Below are 17186 nucleotides of genomic sequence, written 5' to 3'. Positions count from 1 at the left end.
TTCTCCGTCCGACGCCGCCCACCGTAGTTACCGACGGGTAACCCCGCCATGCGACGAAACTCACCACGCACCGTAATACCGGACACCCCGCACCGGACCCGGCACACGCCCGAGACCGAACACCGCGGTTCCCACCCGCGTCGTTCGACCCGAGGACGTCCGGAACGCCGAGAACCCCGGTTCTCGTGCGACGAGAGCCGGGGTTCTGGGCGTGCGGGGTGCCGGGTGGGTCAGGCGACGATGTTGACCAGGCGGTTGGGGACGACGATGACCTTGCGGGGGTCCTTGCCGTCCAGGGCCGCGGCGATCTTGTCGTCGGCCAGGGCCGCGGACTTGACCGCGTCCTGGTCGGCGGACGCCGGGACCTGGATGCGGGAGCGGACCTTGCCGTTGACCTGGATCGGGTACTCGATCGAGTCCTCCACCAGGTACTGCTCGTCGGCGACCGGGAACGGGCCGTGGGCCAGGCTCTCGGCGTGGCCCAGGCGGGTCCACAGCTCCTCCGCCAGGTGCGGCGTCAGCGGAGCCACCATGAGCACCAGCGGTTCCACCACCGAGCGCGGCGTGCCCGCGGCCGACGAGTAGACCTTGGTGATCCGGTTGTTGAACTCGATCAGCTTCGCCACCGCGGTGTTGAACCGCAGCTCCGCGAAGTCCTCCCGGACGCCCGCGATCGTCTTGTGCAGGGCGCGCAGCATCTCGGTGTCCGGCTCGTCGTCGGTCACCCGCAGCTCACCGGTGCTCTCGTCGACGACGTTGCGCCACAACCGCTGCAGGAACCGGTGCGAGCCGACGACGTCCTTGGTCACCCACGGGCGCGAGGCCTCCAGCGGGCCCATCGACATCTCGTACAGCCGCAGCGTGTCCACGCCGTAGGCGTCGGCCATCTCGTCCGGCGACACCGAGTTCTTCAGGCTCTTGCCCATCTTCCCGTACTCGCGGGAGACCTCTTCGCCCTGGTAGAAGAACTTCCCGTCCTTCTCCTCGACCTCCTCGGCCGGGACGTAGACGCCGCGCGCGTCGGTGAAGGCGTACGCCTGGATGTAGCCCTGGTTGTACAGCCGCCGGTACGGCTCCTCCGAGGACACGAAACCCAGGTCGAACAGGATCTTGTGCCAGAACCGCGAGTACAGCAGGTGCAGCACCGCGTGCTCCACGCCGCCGACGTACAGGTCCACGCCGCCCGGGTCGTTGCCGCCGTGCACCTGCGGGTTCTTGCCCATCCAGTACTGCTCGTTGGCCGGGTCGACGAACCGCTCGGAGTTGTCCGGGTCGATGTAGCGCAGCTGGTACCAGCAGGAACCCGCCCACTGCGGCATGACGTTGGTGTCGCGCTCGTAGTGCTTGAGCCCGTCGCCCAGGTCCAGCTCGACGTTGCGCCACGCCTCGGCCTTGGCCAGCGGCGGCTCCGGGCGGGAGTCGGCGTCCTCCGGGTCGAAGGTGCGCGGCGAGTAGTCCTCGACCTCCGGCAGCTCGACCGGCAGCCGGTCCTCCGGCACGCCGCGCGGCACGCCGTCGTCGCCGTAGACGATCGGGAACGGCTCGCCCCAGTAGCGCTGGCGGGCGAACAGCCAGTCGCGCAGCTTGTACTGGACCGTGCCGCGGCCGTGGCCGTGCTCCTCCAGCCAGGCGATGACGGTCTTCTTGGCGTCGGCGATGTCCAGGCCGTTCAGGCTCAGGCCGGTGGACTCGGACGCGGAGTTGATGGCCGGTCCGTCACCGGTGTAGGCGTCGCCGTCGAACCCGTCGGCCGGCTGCACCGTCCGGATGATCGGCAGCCCCAGCACGGTGGCGAAGTCCCAGTCGCGCTGGTCCTGGCCGGGGACGGCCATGATCGCGCCGGTGCCGTAGCCCATCAGCACGTAGTCGGCGATGAAGATCGGGATGCGGGCGCCGTTGACCGGGTTGGTCGCGTGCGCGCCGGTGAAGACGCCGGTCTTCTCCTTGTTCTCCTGCCGGTCCAGGTCGGACTTCATCGAGGCGGCCCGCCGGTAGGCGGCCACGGCGTCCGCCGGGGTGGCCGCGCCACCGGTCCAGCGCTCGTCCGCGTCGTCCGGCCAGGAGGCGGTGACCAGCTCGTCGACCAGCGGGTGCTCCGGCGCCAGGACCATGTAGGTCGCGCCGAACAGGGTGTCCGGACGGGTCGTGAAGACCTCGACGGAACGGCCGGAGTCGCCGACCGGGAACACCACGTTGGCGCCCTGCGAGCGGCCGATCCAGTTCCGCTGCATCGTCTTGACCTTGTCCGGCCAGTCCAGCCGGTCCAGGTCGTCGACCAGGCGGTCCGCGTAGGCGGTGATCCGCATCATCCACTGCTTCAGGTTGCGGCGGAACACCGGGAAGTTGCCGCGCTCGGTCAGCCCGTCCGCGGTCACCTCCTCGTTGGCCACCACGGTGCCCAGGCCCGGCGCCCAGTTGACCGGCGCCTCGGACAGGTAGGCCAGCCGGTACGGGTCGACGATCTCGCGGCGCTCGGCCTCGGACAGCTCCGCCCACGGGCGGCCGTCCGGGGTGGCGCGGTCACCGGAGGCGAACTCGGCCTCCAGCTCGCTGATCCGCCGCGCGCGGCCCCGGCCGCCGTCGGCGTCCGGGTCGTACCAGGCGTTGAAGATCTGCAGGAAGATCCACTGCGTCCACCGGTAGAACTCGATGTCGGTGGTGGCGATGCGGCGGCGCTCGTCGTGCCCCAGGCCCAGCCGGCGGATCTGGCCCAGGAAGCGCTCGATGTTGGCCTCGGTCGTGGTGCGCGGGTGCGTGCCCGTCTGCACCGCGTACTGCTCGGCGGGCAGGCCGAACGAGTCGAAGCCCATCGTGTGCAGCACGTTGCGGCCCTGCATCCGGTGGTAGCGGGCGTAGACGTCGCTGCCGATGTAGCCCAGCGGGTGACCGACGTGCAGACCGGAACCGGACGGGTACGGGAACATGTCCTGGACGAACAGCTTGTCCGCGGGCACCTCGCCATCGGCCAGCGAGCCCGCGGGGTTCGGCGCGTGGAACGTGCCGCGCTCGGTCCACTCCCGCTGCCAGCGCTGCTCGATCTCGGTCGCGGTGCCCGCCGTGTAGCGGTGCGCCGGCACCTCTTCGGTCGAAGTGGCCTCGTTGGGCTGGCCAGTCATGTCGTTTGCGTCCTTCCCTGCTCCGCCGGAACGCGCGCGTTCGTGCGCCCTAGTGTGCCGCCCCCGGAAAACGGAAAACCCCCCAGCCCTGGTCGGGCATGAGGGGTCGCCGCGCTGAACCGTCTCATCGGCTCAACGCGGCCTCGCAAGAAGCAGCTGCGCGCTCATGGGTCCAGAGTAGCGGACCAGGCAAAACGGTTTCCGCTCGGCGTGTGGGACAGCGCACCCGCAGCCGGTGTCCGGCCGATCTCCGCCGGGCGGAGGTTTAGGCTGCGGGGGTGCTCGCTGTTCAGGTGATCCTTTGCGCGGTTCTGATCCTCGGCGGAGCGGCCCTGCTGCTGCTCGGGTTCCGGGGCCTTCGGGGTTCGCTGCCCCTCAACACCTACGTCGGCGTGCGGACACCCGCCGCGATGCGCAGCGAGGAGGCCTTCGAGCTCGCCAACCGGGCCGCAGGTCCGGCGCTGCTGGCCGGCGGCGGGATCGCCGTGCTGGCCGGGGCGTCGCTGCCCGCGCTGGCGAGCGGCTTCAGCGTCGGGATGGTCGCGGTGCTCGGCCTCGTCGGCGCCTTCGCCCTGATGACCGTCGGCGGGGTTGTGGGCAACCGGGCCGCGGAGACGGTCCCGGCACCCGCTCCGGCCGGTGGCTGTGGAGGCTGCGCGGGCGGCTGCTGCGGCGCCTGACCAGCGCGAACACACTTCTCCCCAAGTTCTCCACAGGCAGTTCTCCACAGGCTGTGGAGAACTAGTTCAGCTTCACGTCTCCGGGGTGCGTGGCGAGGAACGCCAGAGGTGGGCCCTGCCTGCGGAGGACTCTCGACCAGAGCTCGTCGTCGGGGTCGGCGATGACGTCGTCGGGCAGCGCCGGGACGACCAGCCAGTCGCCGCGCTCGATCTCCCCGGCCAGCTGGCCCGCGTCCCACCCCGAGTAGCCGGCGAAGAACCGCAGCCCGCGCGCCCGGGGCGCCAGCGCCTCCGGGTCGCCGTCCAGGTCGACCATCCCGACGGGCCCGCGCACGCCGACCACGCCGTCCACCGCCGCGATGTCCTCGCCCGCGCGCAGCGTCGCCAGGCAGATCGCCGTGCGCTGCTCGACCGGTCCGCCCACGAACAGCGACTGGGGGAGCGTCGCGTGATCACCCCACTTCGGGAGCACGTCGTGCACGGCGACCTCGCTGGGCCGGTTGAGCACGACCCCGAGGGTGCCCTCCGAGCGGTGGTGGATGACGTAGACGACGGTTCGCCGGAAGTTCTTGTCCATCAGCTGCGGAGCAGCGACCAGCAGCGTCCCCGGCTCCACCCCAGCATCTGGGCTCACAGCGTCTGGGCCCACAGCGTCTGATCCCACCTCCGCATGATCTCACCGGATCACCGGAGCTGACCCCGTCCTCGCGCAACAAGATGGGCGGAAAACCGGGAGAAGATACGAATGAGTGGTGACCAGTGAGCATTACTCCCCACCAATCACCACTCAGTAGTAATAGTGAACCTGCTCCGGGTCACTGACCTGCGGTTTCGATGCCCTGCTCGCGGGCCCAGCGGTGCAGTTCCGCGATCGCTTCCTCGCGCGACATGGGCCCGCGGTCCAGCCGGAGCTCCTTGAGGTGCTTCCACGCCTGCCCCACGACCGGCCCCGGATCGACGCCGAGCAGCTGCATGATCTCGTTGCCGTCGAGGTCCGGGCGCACCTTCGCCAGGTCCTCCTCGGCAGCGATCCGGTCGATCCGCTCCTCCAGGTCGTCGTAGGCGCGCTGCAGCGCGTTGGCCTTGCGCTTGTTGCGGGTCGTGCAGTCGGCGCGCACCAGCTTGTGCAGCCGGGTCAGCAGCGGGCCCGCGTCGTTGACGTAGCGGCGCACCGCCGAGTCCGTCCACTGCCCGTCGCTGTAGCCGTGGAACCGCAGGTGCAGGAACACCAGGTCCGAGACCTGGTTGATGACGTCCTTCGGGTAGCGCAGCGCGCGCAGCCGCTTGCGGGTCATCTTCGCCCCGACCACCTCGTGGTGGTGGAAGCTCACCCCGCCGCCGGACTCGAAGCGCCGGGTCGCGGGCTTGCCGATGTCGTGCAGCAGCGCGGCCAGCCGCAGCACCAGGTCCGGCTCGGCGTCCGGATCGGCGGCCCGCTCCAGGTCGATGGCCTGGTCCAGCACCGTCAGCGAGTGGCTGTAGACGTCCTTGTGCTGGTGGTGCTCGTCGATCTCCAGCTTCATCGCGGGCACCTCGGGCAGCACGTGCTCGGCCAGCCCGGAGTCCACCAGCAGCTCCACGCCGCGCCGCGGGAACTCGCCGCACAGCAGCTTCGACAGCTCCACCTGCACGCGCTCCGGCGTGATCCGGGCGATCTCGGCGGACATGGCGGTCATCGCCTCGACCACGCGGTCGCTGGGGGTGAAGCCGAGCTGGGCGACGAAGCGGGCCGCGCGCAGCATCCGCAGCGGGTCGTCGGCGAAGGAGTCCTCCGGCGCGGCCGGGGTGTCCAGCCGCCGCTCGACCAGGTCGGTCATGCCGCCGTGCAGGTCGACGAAGGTGCGCGCGGGCAGCTCGATGGCCATCGCGTTGACGGTGAAGTCGCGGCGCACCAGGTCGCCGGAGATGGAGTCGCCGAAGGCCACCTCGGGGTTGCGCCCGACGCGGTCGTAGCTGTCGGCGCGGAAGGTGGTGATCTCCACCGTCGTGCCGTGCCGGAAGGCGCCGAGCGTGCCGAACTGGATGCCGGTGTCCCAGATCGTCTCCGCCCACCCGGTCAGCAGCTCGCGGACCCGCTCGGGGTGGGCGTCGGTGGTGAAGTCCAGGTCCGTGCCCAGGCGTCCCAGCAGCGCGTCCCGCACGCTGCCGCCCACCAGGTAGAGCCGGTGACCGGCGGCGGCGAAGCGCTCACCCAGCTCCTCGGCGACCGGTGCGACCTTGATCAGCTCGACGACCGCGTTGCGCTGGGCGTCCAGCTCGGAGGAGGCCTGAGGGGTACCGGGTTGCTGCTTGGTGGACACGATTCACCAGGGTATCGGCCGGGTGAGACCACCCACGACGCGCGCCCGAGGTTCCACCGGCCGGGGCCCGTGCGAGACGACCACGCGATCCGACCACGCACTACCATCGGGGCCATGCCCCCGTCGCCCGGCCGCTCCGGCGGTTCCCAGCCGGGGCGTCGGAACCGGCGCCGGCGGCGTCGGCTGCGGACGGTCGACGAGACCTCGGCCGGCGGACTGGTGATCGACGGCGATCACGGGCTGGCTGCGATCATCGGGAGGCTGGATCGCAGGGGGCGGCTGTTGTGGTCGTTGCCGAAGGGGCACATCGAGCCTGGTGAGACGCCGGAGCAGACCGCGGTGCGCGAGGTCGCCGAGGAGACCGGCATCATCGGCCGCGTGGTGACCGCGATCGGCACCATCGATTACTGGTTCGTCGCAGGGAATCGGCGAATCCACAAGACCGTTCACCACTTCCTGCTGGACGCGGTGGGCGGAGAGCTGTCCGACGAGGACGTGGAGGTCACCGAGGTGGCGTGGGTGCCGCTCGGTGAGCTGGACGAGGTGTTGGCCTACGCCGACGAACGCCGGCTGGTGCGCCGGGCCCTGAGCCTGCGCGACCGCGGCGAGCGCGACGGCGACGCGGACGGTCTCGCGGGAGGCGAGCGCCTCGGGGCACGACCGACGAGAGGGAGCGGGACGGAGCAGACGTGAGGTTTCTGCTGGCCGCGCTGTGCGCGGTGCTGTTGTTCGCGATGCTGCCGGTCACCCAGGCGACCGCGCAGAGCGGCAACTCAGCCGACTTCGACGTGACCAAGGTCACGCCATCGGTGGTGGGTGGCGGATCTCCGGGAGAGGTCGTCGTCAGCGGCACGCTGACCAACCGCAGCGGCCGCGCGCTCACCGGGATCCAGGCCCACGTCGAGCGCGGCGCACCGCCCACCAGCGAACCCGCCGTGCAGCGCGCCATCCGCGAGGGCTCCAGCGGCATCACCGAGCCCGCCTCCGCCCCGATCGCCGACCGGCTCGAACCCGGCCGGTCGACCCCCGTCCAGATCCGCGTCCCGCTGACCGGCGCGAACTCGCTGCAGCTGAGCCAGCCCGGTGTCTACCCGCTGCTGGTCGAGATCCAGGCCGGGCGCACCGGCGTCGCCGAGACCCAGTTCCTGCTGCCGGTCACCGCGGTTCCCGGCCAGCCGCCGATGCGGCCCGCGCAGGCCACCCCGACGAGCCTGATCGTGCCGATCGTCGACACCCCGCGCCTGGAGCGCGAGGCGCTGCCCGGCGGTCGCGCGGTGCTCGTCGACGACCAGCTGTCCACCTCTCTCGCGCCCGGCGGGCGGCTCTACGACCTCGTGCAAGCCATCAGCGACAGCGCCCCCGCCGGGTCCTCGCTGGGCAACGCGCTGTGCTTCGCCATCGACCCGGACCTGCTCATCACCGCCAAGGCGATGCAGGGCGGCTACCAGGTCCGCCAGCCCAACGGCAGCCTCGTCGAGGGCATCGGCCGCTCCGCCGCCGACCTGTGGCTGACCAAGCTCCGCCAGGCCACCACCGGCCGCTGCGTCATCCCGCTGCCCTACGCCGACGCCGACGTCGTCGCGCTCGGCCGCGCCGGGCTGCCCGACCTCGTCAACGGCGCGATGGACGGTTCCCAGCTGCTCAGCGCGCCGGACGGGCTCGGCGTCGACCCCCGCGACGTGCTGTGGCCGATCGAGGGCGCGATCGCCGACCCGAAGGCCGGCGACCTGCCGTCGACGATGCTGCTCGACACGCGCGCGATGAACATCCCGGTCGGCTCGCTGACCCCGGTCAAGCTGCGCGGCAGCAACACCACCGCCATCCCGATCGACCCGCTGATGGCCTCCGCGCTGGACCCGAACCGCGACACCCAGCAGGAGGTCACCCAGCCCTCGCCGCCCGGCGGCGGGTCGCTGACCTCGCAGAACGCGCTCGGCGCGCTCGCGTTCCGGGCCACCGGCGGCTACATCCCCAACGCCACCTCGGTGCTGGCGCCGCCGCGCCGCTGGAACATGCGCGCCGACGACCTGCGCGGCCTGCTCACCGGGCTGTCCAAGCTCGACGCCGACGGCCTGATCCGGCTCACCGCGCTGCCCGAGCCGAACCCCGCGACGCTCGCCGAGGCCGACCTGACCTACCCGGTGCAGGCCGGCGGCTCGGAGATCCCGCGCGAGGTGATCGACCAGCTCGCGGCGCAGAACTTCAAGGTCGGCGACCTGGCCCGCTCCTCGGAGTCGGACCGCGCCCAGACCGTCGAACCCGGCCGGGTCACGACACCGCTGCGCAACGGTCTGCTGCACGGCGTCTCCAGCGCCTGGCGCGGGAACTCCGGCGCGGCCGAGGACTGGGTGCGCCGCGCGACCTCGCCGATCAGGGACATGCTCGGCAAGGTCCGCATCGAGGAGTACCCGGGCACCACCAACCGGCTGTCCTCGGACAGCCCGATCCCGGTCACCGTGGTCAACGACCTGCCGTTCACCGTCGGCATCCGGTTCAAGATCCCGAACGTGCCCGGCGTCGAGGTGCAGCACGACTTCGGCGGCGGCCTGGCCACCGTGCCCGCCAACGGGCGGCGGCAGTTCATGCTGGAGGCCTCCGCGCAGCGCGCCGGCCGGTTCATGGTCGACATCAGCGTCACCGCCGGCGCGGGCACCCCGCTGGGCGCCACCAAGCGGATGCCGATGGAGTCCACCGAGTACGGCGCGCTGATCCCGTGGCTGACCGGCATCGCCGGGGCCGTGCTGGTGCTGCTGTCGGTGCGCCGGATCCTGAACAAGGCCAGGGCCCGCCGCGAGCGCAAGACCGCAGCTCAGCAGGCGGCCGACGCGGCCCAGACGCAGCCGCTCGCGCACGCCGTCACCGGCACCCCCGCCGCGCAGCGGCCCACCACCGAAGGCGACCGCGACCGGGGCTGAGATCCTGGTGCGCACGTCCCGGAACGCCGGGCGGCGCAGGCGCGGGTAAGGATTGAGGTAGTGAACCGACACGATCCCAGGGGGTCCGGCGGGCAGCACGACAGCCCGACGATGCCGATCAACCGCAACCCGCGGCAGGGGCAGGCGGGCCCGAACGAGCGGCACGGCTGGCACGTCGCCGAGACGCAGCCGATCTCCGCCATCCCCGCCGAGCCCGGACCGGACCAGGCCTTCGAGCAGTCCGCCGAGCAGACCCAGGTCATCAGGCCGGTGTCGCCGGGCAAGCCGTCGCTGCTCAAGGCCAGCGGTTCGATGGCCATCGCCACCCTGATCAGCCGGATCACCGGCTTCCTCTGGAAGCTGCTGCTGGCGTTCGCGGTCGGCTTCGGCGTCGTCAACGACTCGTTCAACGTCTCCAACACGCTGCCCAACAGCATCTTCGAGCTGCTCATCGGTGGCGTGCTGACCAGCGTCGTGGTGCCGGTGCTGGTGCGCTCGCAGAAGGCCGACGCCGACGGCGGGCAGCGGTTCGTGCAGCAGATGATGACGCTGGCCGTGGTGGTGCTGGGCATCGGCACGCTCATCGCCGTCGTCGCCGCGCCGCTGCTGACCTGGATCTTCGTCACCGAGTCGGACACCTCGAACACCGAGCTGGTCAACGTCCTGGCCTACCTGCTGCTGCCGCAGATCTTCTTCTACGGCCTGTCCGCGCTGGCCGGCGCGATCCTGCAGTCCAAGCAGATCTTCAGCCCGCCGGCCTGGGCGCCGGTGGTCAACAACCTGGTCGTGATCGTCACGATCGGCGTGTACATGCTGCTGCCGGGCCAGATGTCGCTGAACCCCGTGTCGATGACCGACGCGCACGTGCTGGTGCTCGGCATCGGCGTCACGCTCGGCGTCGTCAGCCAGGCCGCGATCCAGATCCCGGCGCTGCGCGCCACCGGTTTCACCTTCCGCTGGCGCTGGGGCTGGGACTCGCGGCTGTCGGAGTTCGGCGGGCTGGCGCTGTGGATGCTGGCCTACGTCGCGGTCAGCCAGGTCGGCCTGGTCGCGCTGAGCCGGGTGGCCTTCACCGGTGACGAGGGCGGCTGGTCGACCTACAACTACGTCTGGATGCTGCTGCAGCTGCCCTACGGCGTCATCGGCTTCTCGATCATGACCGCGATCCTGCCGCGGATGTCGGCGGCCGCGGCGGACGAGGACTACGCCAAGGTGATCGACGACCTGTCGCTGGGCAACCGGTTGTCGACGGTGACCCTGATGCCGGTCAGCGCGGTCATGACCGCGCTGGGCGTGCCGCTGGCGCTGTCCCTGTTCGCGCTGCGCGGCGAGACCGGCTCGGCCACGACGCTCGGTGTGGCGCTGGCGATTTCGGCCTTCGGCGTGCTGCCGTACGCGCTGACGATGATGCAGATGCGGACGTTCAACGCGCTCAGCGATGCCCGCACCCCGACGCTGATCATGGTCGTGATGACCGCGGCGAAGGTGCTGCTGGCGATCCTCGTCGCGGCGATCCTGCCGTCCGATCAGATCGTCTACGGCCTGACCTTCGTCAACTCCTTCACGTTCATCGTCGGGTGGTTGGTCGGCGAGGCCTGGCTGCGGCACCGGCTCGGACCGCTCGGCAGCGGCCGATTCCTGGCCACAGCGGGGAAATCGCTGGTCGCCTCGGTGATCGGCGGACTCGCCGCGTGGGGTGTCGCCGTCGGCGTCGACGCGCTGATCCCGGGTGCGGCCGGGGCGGGGACCGGGTGGCTGCAGCTGCTGATCGGCAGCGCCGTCGGGTTCGCGGTGATCTTCGGGTTGATGTCCATGCTTCGAGTGGCGGAACTTCAGCCTGCGATCGGGCGCCTCACCGGTTTGCTACGTCGTCGCTGACTTTCACGTCACGTACCCTCGTCTACGAAGTCTCCTTCCGTGAGGGCAACCCGTAGGCGGACCGGAAGGAGCGGGAGAGGGAAGGTGACCAGCAAACCCACCGAGCGGATCGCGGCGGACAGCGACGACGAACCGGGAGCCGATGCTCCGGCGGAGCAGCTCACACCGGGCCGGGTCTTGGACCACGGCCGGTATCGGCTGCTCTCCCAAGTCGGCTCGGACGAACGCTGCAACGCAGAACTGTGGCGTGCCAAGGACGGAGTCCTCGGCCGCGACGTCGCGCTGACGATCCTGGTCGGGGATCGCGCGGACGCCGAGGCCGCCACCAACGCGCGACGCACCCTGGAACGCGCGATGCACGCCAGCACCTTCAACCACGTCGGCGTCGCGCGGGTGCTCGACGTCGTCACCTCGTCCGCAGGCGACCCGCCCGGAGTCCTCGGTCTGGTCATCGCCGAGTGGACCCACGGCACCGATCTGCTGGACCTGGTCGCCGAGGGCCCGCTGCCGCCCGGAACCGCCGCCCGGCTGATGCAGCCGCTGGCCGCGGCCGTCGAGGCGGCGCACCACGCCGGGCTCGTCCTCGGGGCCGATCACCCGCAGCGCATCCGGGTCACGCCGGAAGGCGAAGTGCGGATGGCGTTCCCGGGTCCGCTGGCGCACGCCACCTCCAGCGACGACGTGCGGGGGCTCGGCGCCGCGCTGTACCTGCTGCTCACCGGGCGCTGGGCGCTGGGCGACGCGCCCGAGGGGCTGCCGGCGGCACCGACCGGACCGGACGGGAACCTCGTCGCGCCGCGCACGCTGCGCCCGACCGTGCCGATGGAGCTGTCCACCGTCGCGGTCCGCGCGCTCGGCAACCCGGACTCGACCGGCACCACCGGGGGAGTCCGCACCGGCGCCGCCGTGCTGCGGGTGCTGGAGCAGTACGCGACCTACGAGCCGACCAACACCCTGTCCAACGGCGCCCCGCCCGCCGAGTCCAACGAGGTGTGGCGGCGCGAGGACCCGAAGCCGGACAAGACGCGGAACAAGAAGCTCGCGGTCAGCGTCGGCGTGCTCGCGGTGGCGACGATCCTGGTGATCGGCTGGATCGCGGTCGGCGTGATCGGCATCTTCACCGAGTCGAACCAGTCCAGCGGCACGGGCACGGTGATCAGCGGCAACAACCCGGGGACGTCCGCCCAGCAACCGTCCCCGCAGGCGGCACCGGTGCGGATCTCGGAGGGCACGTCGTTCACGGCGCAGGGCAATCCCGACGCGCCCGCGCGGATCAACAACCTCTTCGACGGCGACCCGAGCACCTACTGGTCGACCTTCGGCTACTTCCAGCAGCTGGGCCCCGGCGGCATCAACACCGCCACCGGTGCCGTGCTGACACTGGAGCGCCCTGCGGTGCTGCAGCAGGTCGTCATCAACTCGCCGAGCGCCGGTTCCAGGGTGGAGATCCGCCAGGTCGACGGCTCGCCGAGCATGAACTCCAAGCTGCTGGGCAGCGCGACCCTCAACGCCGGTGACACGCCGATCAAGCTGGAGGCGGTCGCCCCGAGCAGCAAGATCATGGTGGTGCTCACCCAGCTCGCGCAGGACGGCGGCGAGTACAGCTCCAAGATCAACGAGATCACGGTCTCCGGAAGCGCCGCCTGACCGGGAGAACCCGACGAAGCGGATGTGATCGCAGTCACGATCACATCCGCTTTTTCGTTGACGACCAGCGGAATTCGGTCACAATTCCGCACTCCGCCCTGGCGCCGACTCACGGTCAGTATTGTCTTGAGCCGTGTCTGTCCCTGCCCCTTCCGACGCCGAGCTCATCGCGGCGCACACACACGGGGATCCGCATGCGTTCTCCGAGCTCTTCCGACGACATCGGGATCGGCTGTGGGCCGTGGCCCTGCGGACCATGCGCGACCCCGACGAAGCGGCGGACGCGCTGCAGGACGCGATGATCTCGGCCTTCCGCAACGCCGCGTCGTTCCGCGCCGAGTCCCAGGTCACCACGTGGCTGCACCGGATCGTCGTGAACGCCTGCCTGGACCGGATCCGCCGCCGTCAGGCGCGGCCCACGGTCCCGCTGCCGGAGACCGGACCCGAACCGGCGGTCCCGCGCGACGCGATCGCCGATCAGGACACCAGAATGGCCGTGCAGGACGCGCTGGCCCAGCTCCCGGAGGACCAGCGCGCCGCGATCGTCCTGGTCGATGTGGAGGGGTATTCGGTGGCCGAAACCGCCGTGATGCTCGGGGTCGCCGACGGCACCATCAAGAGCCGGTGCGCGCGCGGTCGAGCCAGGCTCGCGAAACTTCTGGGGCACCTGCGGAACCCAAGTGCAGATGCGAACGTCCCAGATGACGCGATGGCAATGCGTCGACGGGAGGGACGATGAGTGGGGAGAGCGGGCGCGCGGGGGCGCCGCAGGGACCTCCTTGGTCCCTGGACCTGCTGGCCGATCTGCACGCGGGAGTGCTGGACGGCCCGACCGCCGACGAGCTGCGCCGCCAGGTCGAGGCCGACCCGGAGGCGCGGGAGATCATGGCCGCGCTGGACGCCACCAGCGCCGACCTCTCCGACCTGCCCCCGCTGACCATCCCGGACGACGTCTCGGCCCGGATCGACGCGGCGCTGCAGGACGAGGTCCGCGCCTGGACCGCCGAGCAGGAGCCGACCCGGCCGGTGCCAACGATGTCGACCCCGGTGACCAGCCCGGCAGCTGCGACCGGCGGCTCGGCGCAGGTCGTCGACTTCGCCGCGGCCAAGGCCCGCCGTCGCCGCCGGATGACGCTCGGCGCCGGGCTCGTGGGCGTCGCGGCGGCCGCGGCGGCGGTGATCTTCGCTGTCCTGCCCGGCACCGGGAGCGACAGCCACACCGCGCAGCCACCGGCCCCGTCGCACCAGCACGGGAACCAGGGCGCACCGCTGGCCCTGTCCGGCGACCAGGTGCACCTCGACGGGCAGCAGTTCTCGCAGGTCATGTCCTCGGACCAGTACGTGTCCGCGCTCGCCGACCCGCAGCAGCTGATCGGCTGCCTGCGGGCCAACGGCGTGCAGGGCGGCACACCGATGGGCGCCCGCGAGATCACCCTCAACGGCAAGCCCGCGCAGCTGCTGATCCTGCCGGGCGGTGGCCTCGGCAAGTTCCGCCTCTTAGCGGTCGGCCCCGACTGCGCCAGCGGCAACCCCTCGACCATCTCCGACAGCACGTTCGGCGGCTAGGTCGCGGCGTCCGCGACGCGCCCGGTTTCTCCCGCATCGTGGGAGGGACCGGGCGCGTTGTGCGCTGCGGCACCGGGTCCCGGAGATCGGGAACATCGCCGAATAGGATCGCGTTGATGCCAATACGGTCGCGCTCCTTGCGCGGCGCAGACGCGACGAGGGAAGGGGCACGGTGACCAGCGACGTCCGCAACGTGATCATCGTTGGTTCCGGTCCGGCCGGCTACACCGCTGCGGTGTACGCGGCCCGGGCAGAGCTGGAGCCGGTGATCTTCGAGGGAACCCAGTTCGGTGGCGCCTTGATGACCACCACCGAGGTGGAGAACTACCCGGGGTTCAAGGACGGGATCATGGGTCCCGACCTCATGGAGCAGATGCGCTCCCAGGCCGAGCGCTTCGGTGCCGAGCTGCGCACCGAGGACGTCGAGCGCATCGACCTCGCCGGTGACGTCAAGACCGTCGTCGCCAACGGGGTCGAGTACCGGGCTCGCGCGGTCATCCTCGCGATGGGCGCCGCGGCGCGCTACCTGGGCGTCCCGGGCGAGGAGACGCTGCTCGGCCGCGGTGTGTCCGCCTGCGCGACCTGCGACGGGTTCTTCTTCCGCGACCAGGACATCGCCGTCATCGGCGGCGGTGACTCCGCGATGGAGGAGGCCACCTTCCTGACCCGCTTCGCGAAGTCGGTGACGATCATCCACCGCCGCGAGGAGTTCCGCGCCTCCAAGATCATGCTGGAGCGCGCGCGGGCCAACGAGAAGATCAAGTGGCTGACCAACAAGGCCGTCGACGAGGTGCAGGGCGAGGGCAAGGTCGCCTCGCTGAAGCTGCGCGACACCGTCACCGACGAGACCTCCGAGCTGGCCGTGAGCGGCATGTTCGTGGCCATCGGCCACGACCCGCGCAGCGAGCTGGTGCGCGGTCAGGTCACCCTCGACGACGAGGGCTACGTGCAGGTGCAGCAGCCCAGCACGCACACCGGCATCCCCGGCGTGTTCGCCTGCGGTGACCTGGTGGACCACACCTACCGGCAGGCCATCACCGCCGCCGGTTCCGGTTGCTCCGCCGCGATCGACGCGGAGCGCTGGCTCGCCGAGAACGAGACCCCGCAGGCCGAGATCGCCTCCGAGCTGGTCGGCGGCGGCTACGGGGCCTGAGGCCCGCCGTCCCCGACACCCAGACCACCCCACTTTCAACACAAGGGAGATGAGCATGGCCGGCAACACCGTGACCGTGGACGCCGATTCCTTCAAGAGCACCGTTCTCGACAGCGACAAGCCCGTGCTGGTCGACTTCTGGGCCACCTGGTGCGGCCCGTGCAAGATGGTCGCCCCGGTGCTGGAGGAGATCGCCGACGAGCACGCCGACAAGATCACCGTCGCCAAGCTCGACATCGACCAGAACCCCACCGTTTCCCGCGACTACCAGGTGATGTCGGTCCCGACCCTGCTGGTCTTCAAGAACGGCGAGCCGGTCAAGCAGATCGTCGGTGCCAAGCCGAAGGCCGCGCTGCTGTCGGACCTCGAGGACTACCTCTGATCGCGAACCTGTGATTTCGCTGTGAAATCAGCCTCGTTTCGAGGCAACCGAATAACGCGGACCCGCCGTCTTGTCGATAGGACAGTGACGGCGGGTTCGTGTTTTCACCGCCGTGCGGGATCAGTCGTGTACGGTCCGTCGTCGCACGTCCGACCCACTGCCCCTGGGCCGCAGCGCCGGGGTGCGCAGCACAAGGCACAATGACCCGACGGGTCCGCCGGCAGCGGGCCCGCTCCGCAAACGCAGAACTCGGGGCAACCCGATCATCCTCCGCGTCGGTGTCGCGCCGACGCCTGAATCGAGCGAGGAGTGCATGCAGCTGCTCCACCGCGGTGACGTCGGTCCGGCCGTTGCCGAGATCAAGAACACCCTTGCGTCGCTGGGACTGCTGCCGGCCAACGGTCGGCCGGGGTCCGCGATCTTCGACGAAGCGGTGGAACAAGCGGTACGCGGATTCCAGCAGCAGCGCGGCCTGATCACCGACGGCGTCGTCGGCCCGGCCACCTACCGCGCTCTCACCGACGCCCGCTGGCGCCTCGGCGACCGCTCGCTCGCCTTCCTGGTGTCCAAGCCGGTCAGCGGCGACGACGTGTTCGCCCTGCAGGAGCGGCTCCTGGAGCTGGGCTACGACGCGGGACGACCGGACGGCATCTTCAGCGCCGAGACGGAGCAGGCGCTGCGCAGCTTCCAGCGCGACTACGGGCTCACCCCGGACGGCATCTGCGGCCCCGGCACCCTGCGCGCCCTCAAGCAGCTCGCCCCCAAGGTCCGCGGCGGCCGCCCGGTGTTCCTGCGCGAGCAGGAGAAGGTCCGCCGGGCCGGTCCGCGGCTGCGCGGCAAGCGCATCGTGATCGACCCGGGTCACGGCGGTTCGGACCGCGGTGTGACCGTCGGCGACGTCTCCGAGGCCGACCTGACCTGGGACCTGGCCCGCCGGCTGGAGGGCCGGATGGTGGCCACCGGCATGGAAGCGCTGATCACGCGCGGCCCGAACGCCTGCCCGCCCGACGCCGACCGCGCCGCGTTCGCCAACGAGGCGGGTGCCGACATGTTCCTGTCGCTGCACCTGGACGCCAACCCGTCGCCGCTGGCCGACGGCGTCGCGAGCTTCCACTTCGGCACCGGCAACGGCACCACCTCGACGGTGGGGGAGGCGCTGGCCGGGTTCCTGCAGCGCGAGATCGTGGCCCGCACCGGCATGCGCGACTGCCGGTCCCACCCGAAGACCTGGGACGTCCTCCGGCTGACCCGTATGCCCGCGGTCCGGATGGAGCTCGGCTACCTGACCAACGAGGCCGACCGCAGCCGCCTGCTCGACCCGTCGTTCCGCGACGTGGTGGCCGAGGGCCTGCTGGTCGCGGTCAAGCGGCTCTACCTGCTCGGCAAGGACGACCAGCCCACGGGCACGTTCACCTTCGACGACCTGCTGCGCCACGAGCTGGCGCGCGCTGAGGGCGCCTGAGAGCTTCCGAACCGCTCTTCAGGGAACCACCCGCCGCCGCGGGTTCTGAGCGGCTCTCCGGTGAGGACAGCCGCAGCGCCGTGCATC

Annotated in this window: 13 protein-coding genes; 10 read left to right on the top strand and 3 right to left on the bottom strand. The window is 71.0% G+C overall.

All coding sequences use genetic code 11. The annotated features are described in order from the left end of the window. Window positions 1-230: 230 nt before the first annotated feature. The gene (gene leuS, locus REH65_RS17625) at window positions 231-3116 is read right to left on the bottom strand and encodes a leucine--tRNA ligase (RefSeq protein ID WP_406688357.1); all 2886 of its coding nucleotides are present in this window, start codon (window positions 3114-3116) and stop codon (window positions 231-233) included. A gap of 278 nt (window positions 3117-3394) precedes the next feature. Here leuS and REH65_RS17620 point away from each other — a divergent pair, with 278 nt between their 5' ends. Then, window positions 3395-3796 (top strand): SdpI family protein, encoded by a 402-nt coding sequence (locus REH65_RS17620; protein WP_406688356.1) that lies wholly within the window; start codon window positions 3395-3397, stop codon window positions 3794-3796. A 61-nt stretch (window positions 3797-3857) separates the two neighbouring features. On the opposite strand, the gene REH65_RS17615 is transcribed toward REH65_RS17620, so the two are convergent. Next, window positions 3858-4430 carry a YqgE/AlgH family protein gene (locus REH65_RS17615; RefSeq protein ID WP_406688355.1) on the bottom strand — a complete coding sequence of 191 codons (573 nt, stop codon included), beginning with the start codon at window positions 4428-4430 and terminating at the stop codon, window positions 3858-3860. 181 nt (window positions 4431-4611) lie between these two features. Continuing rightward, window positions 4612-6096, bottom strand: a complete 1485-nt coding sequence (locus tag REH65_RS17610) for a CCA tRNA nucleotidyltransferase (RefSeq protein ID WP_406688354.1) — start codon at window positions 6094-6096, stop codon at window positions 4612-4614. A 114-nt stretch (window positions 6097-6210) separates the two neighbouring features. Here REH65_RS17610 and REH65_RS17605 point away from each other — a divergent pair, with 114 nt between their 5' ends. The 9 genes from REH65_RS17605 (at window position 6211) to REH65_RS17565 (ending at window position 17099) form a co-directional block, all read left to right on the top strand. Next, window positions 6211-6789: an NUDIX hydrolase gene (locus REH65_RS17605; RefSeq protein WP_406688353.1), complete on the top strand. Its 579-nt coding sequence runs from the start codon at window positions 6211-6213 to the stop codon at window positions 6787-6789. Further along, window positions 6786-9011: a DUF6049 family protein gene (locus REH65_RS17600; protein WP_406688352.1), complete on the top strand. Its 2226-nt coding sequence runs from the start codon at window positions 6786-6788 to the stop codon at window positions 9009-9011. Before REH65_RS17605 ends, REH65_RS17600 begins: the two co-directional genes overlap by 4 nt. Before the next feature lie 60 nt (window positions 9012-9071). Next, window positions 9072-10889: a murein biosynthesis integral membrane protein MurJ gene (murJ, locus tag REH65_RS17595; RefSeq protein ID WP_406688351.1), complete on the top strand. Its 1818-nt coding sequence runs from the start codon at window positions 9072-9074 to the stop codon at window positions 10887-10889. A gap of 84 nt (window positions 10890-10973) precedes the next feature. Then, complete coding sequence (locus REH65_RS17590; protein WP_406688350.1) at window positions 10974-12536, top strand: protein kinase family protein; 1563 nt, start codon at window positions 10974-10976, stop codon at window positions 12534-12536. Between the two features lie 133 nt (window positions 12537-12669). Then, the gene (gene sigM / locus REH65_RS17585) at window positions 12670-13275 is read left to right on the top strand and encodes an RNA polymerase sigma factor SigM (RefSeq protein ID WP_406688349.1); all 606 of its coding nucleotides are present in this window, start codon (window positions 12670-12672) and stop codon (window positions 13273-13275) included. Continuing rightward, on the top strand, window positions 13272-14102 hold the full coding sequence (locus tag REH65_RS17580; protein WP_406688348.1) for a hypothetical protein: 831 nt from the start codon (window positions 13272-13274) through the stop codon (window positions 14100-14102). Before sigM ends, REH65_RS17580 begins: the two co-directional genes overlap by 4 nt. Window positions 14103-14274: 172 nt before the next feature. After that, window positions 14275-15255, top strand: coding sequence for a thioredoxin-disulfide reductase (gene trxB / locus REH65_RS17575; RefSeq protein WP_281457608.1), 981 nt, complete (start codon window positions 14275-14277; stop codon window positions 15253-15255). 55 nt (window positions 15256-15310) lie between these two features. Then, window positions 15311-15637 carry a thioredoxin gene (trxA, locus tag REH65_RS17570; protein WP_281457609.1) on the top strand — a complete coding sequence of 109 codons (327 nt, stop codon included), beginning with the start codon at window positions 15311-15313 and terminating at the stop codon, window positions 15635-15637. 313 nt (window positions 15638-15950) lie between these two features. Further along, window positions 15951-17099 carry an N-acetylmuramoyl-L-alanine amidase gene (locus REH65_RS17565; RefSeq protein ID WP_281457610.1) on the top strand — a complete coding sequence of 383 codons (1149 nt, stop codon included), beginning with the start codon at window positions 15951-15953 and terminating at the stop codon, window positions 17097-17099. The last annotated feature ends 87 nt before the right edge of the window (window positions 17100-17186 follow it).

This window comes from Saccharopolyspora sp. ID03-671 (assembly GCF_045278815.1).
Lineage (GTDB): Bacteria > Actinomycetota > Actinomycetes > Mycobacteriales > Pseudonocardiaceae > Saccharopolyspora > Saccharopolyspora ipomoeae.
The sequence above is the reverse complement of the archived record's forward strand: the minus strand, read 5'-3'. Positions and strand labels throughout refer to the sequence as shown.

Bases quoted from the DNA above. Each gene is read 5' to 3' on its own strand.
- leuS (WP_406688357.1), bottom strand. From the start codon at position 3,116: ATGACTGGCCAGCCCAACGAGGCCACTTCGACCGAAGAGGTGCCGGCG.
- REH65_RS17605 (WP_406688353.1), top strand. From the start codon at position 6,211: ATGCCCCCGTCGCCCGGCCGCTCCGGCGGTTCCCAGCCGGGGCGTCGG.
- REH65_RS17580 (WP_406688348.1), top strand. From the start codon at position 13,272: ATGAGTGGGGAGAGCGGGCGCGCGGGGGCGCCGCAGGGACCTCCTTGG.
- trxA (WP_281457609.1), top strand. From the start codon at position 15,311: ATGGCCGGCAACACCGTGACCGTGGACGCCGATTCCTTCAAGAGCACC.
- REH65_RS17565 (WP_281457610.1), top strand. From the start codon at position 15,951: ATGCAGCTGCTCCACCGCGGTGACGTCGGTCCGGCCGTTGCCGAGATC.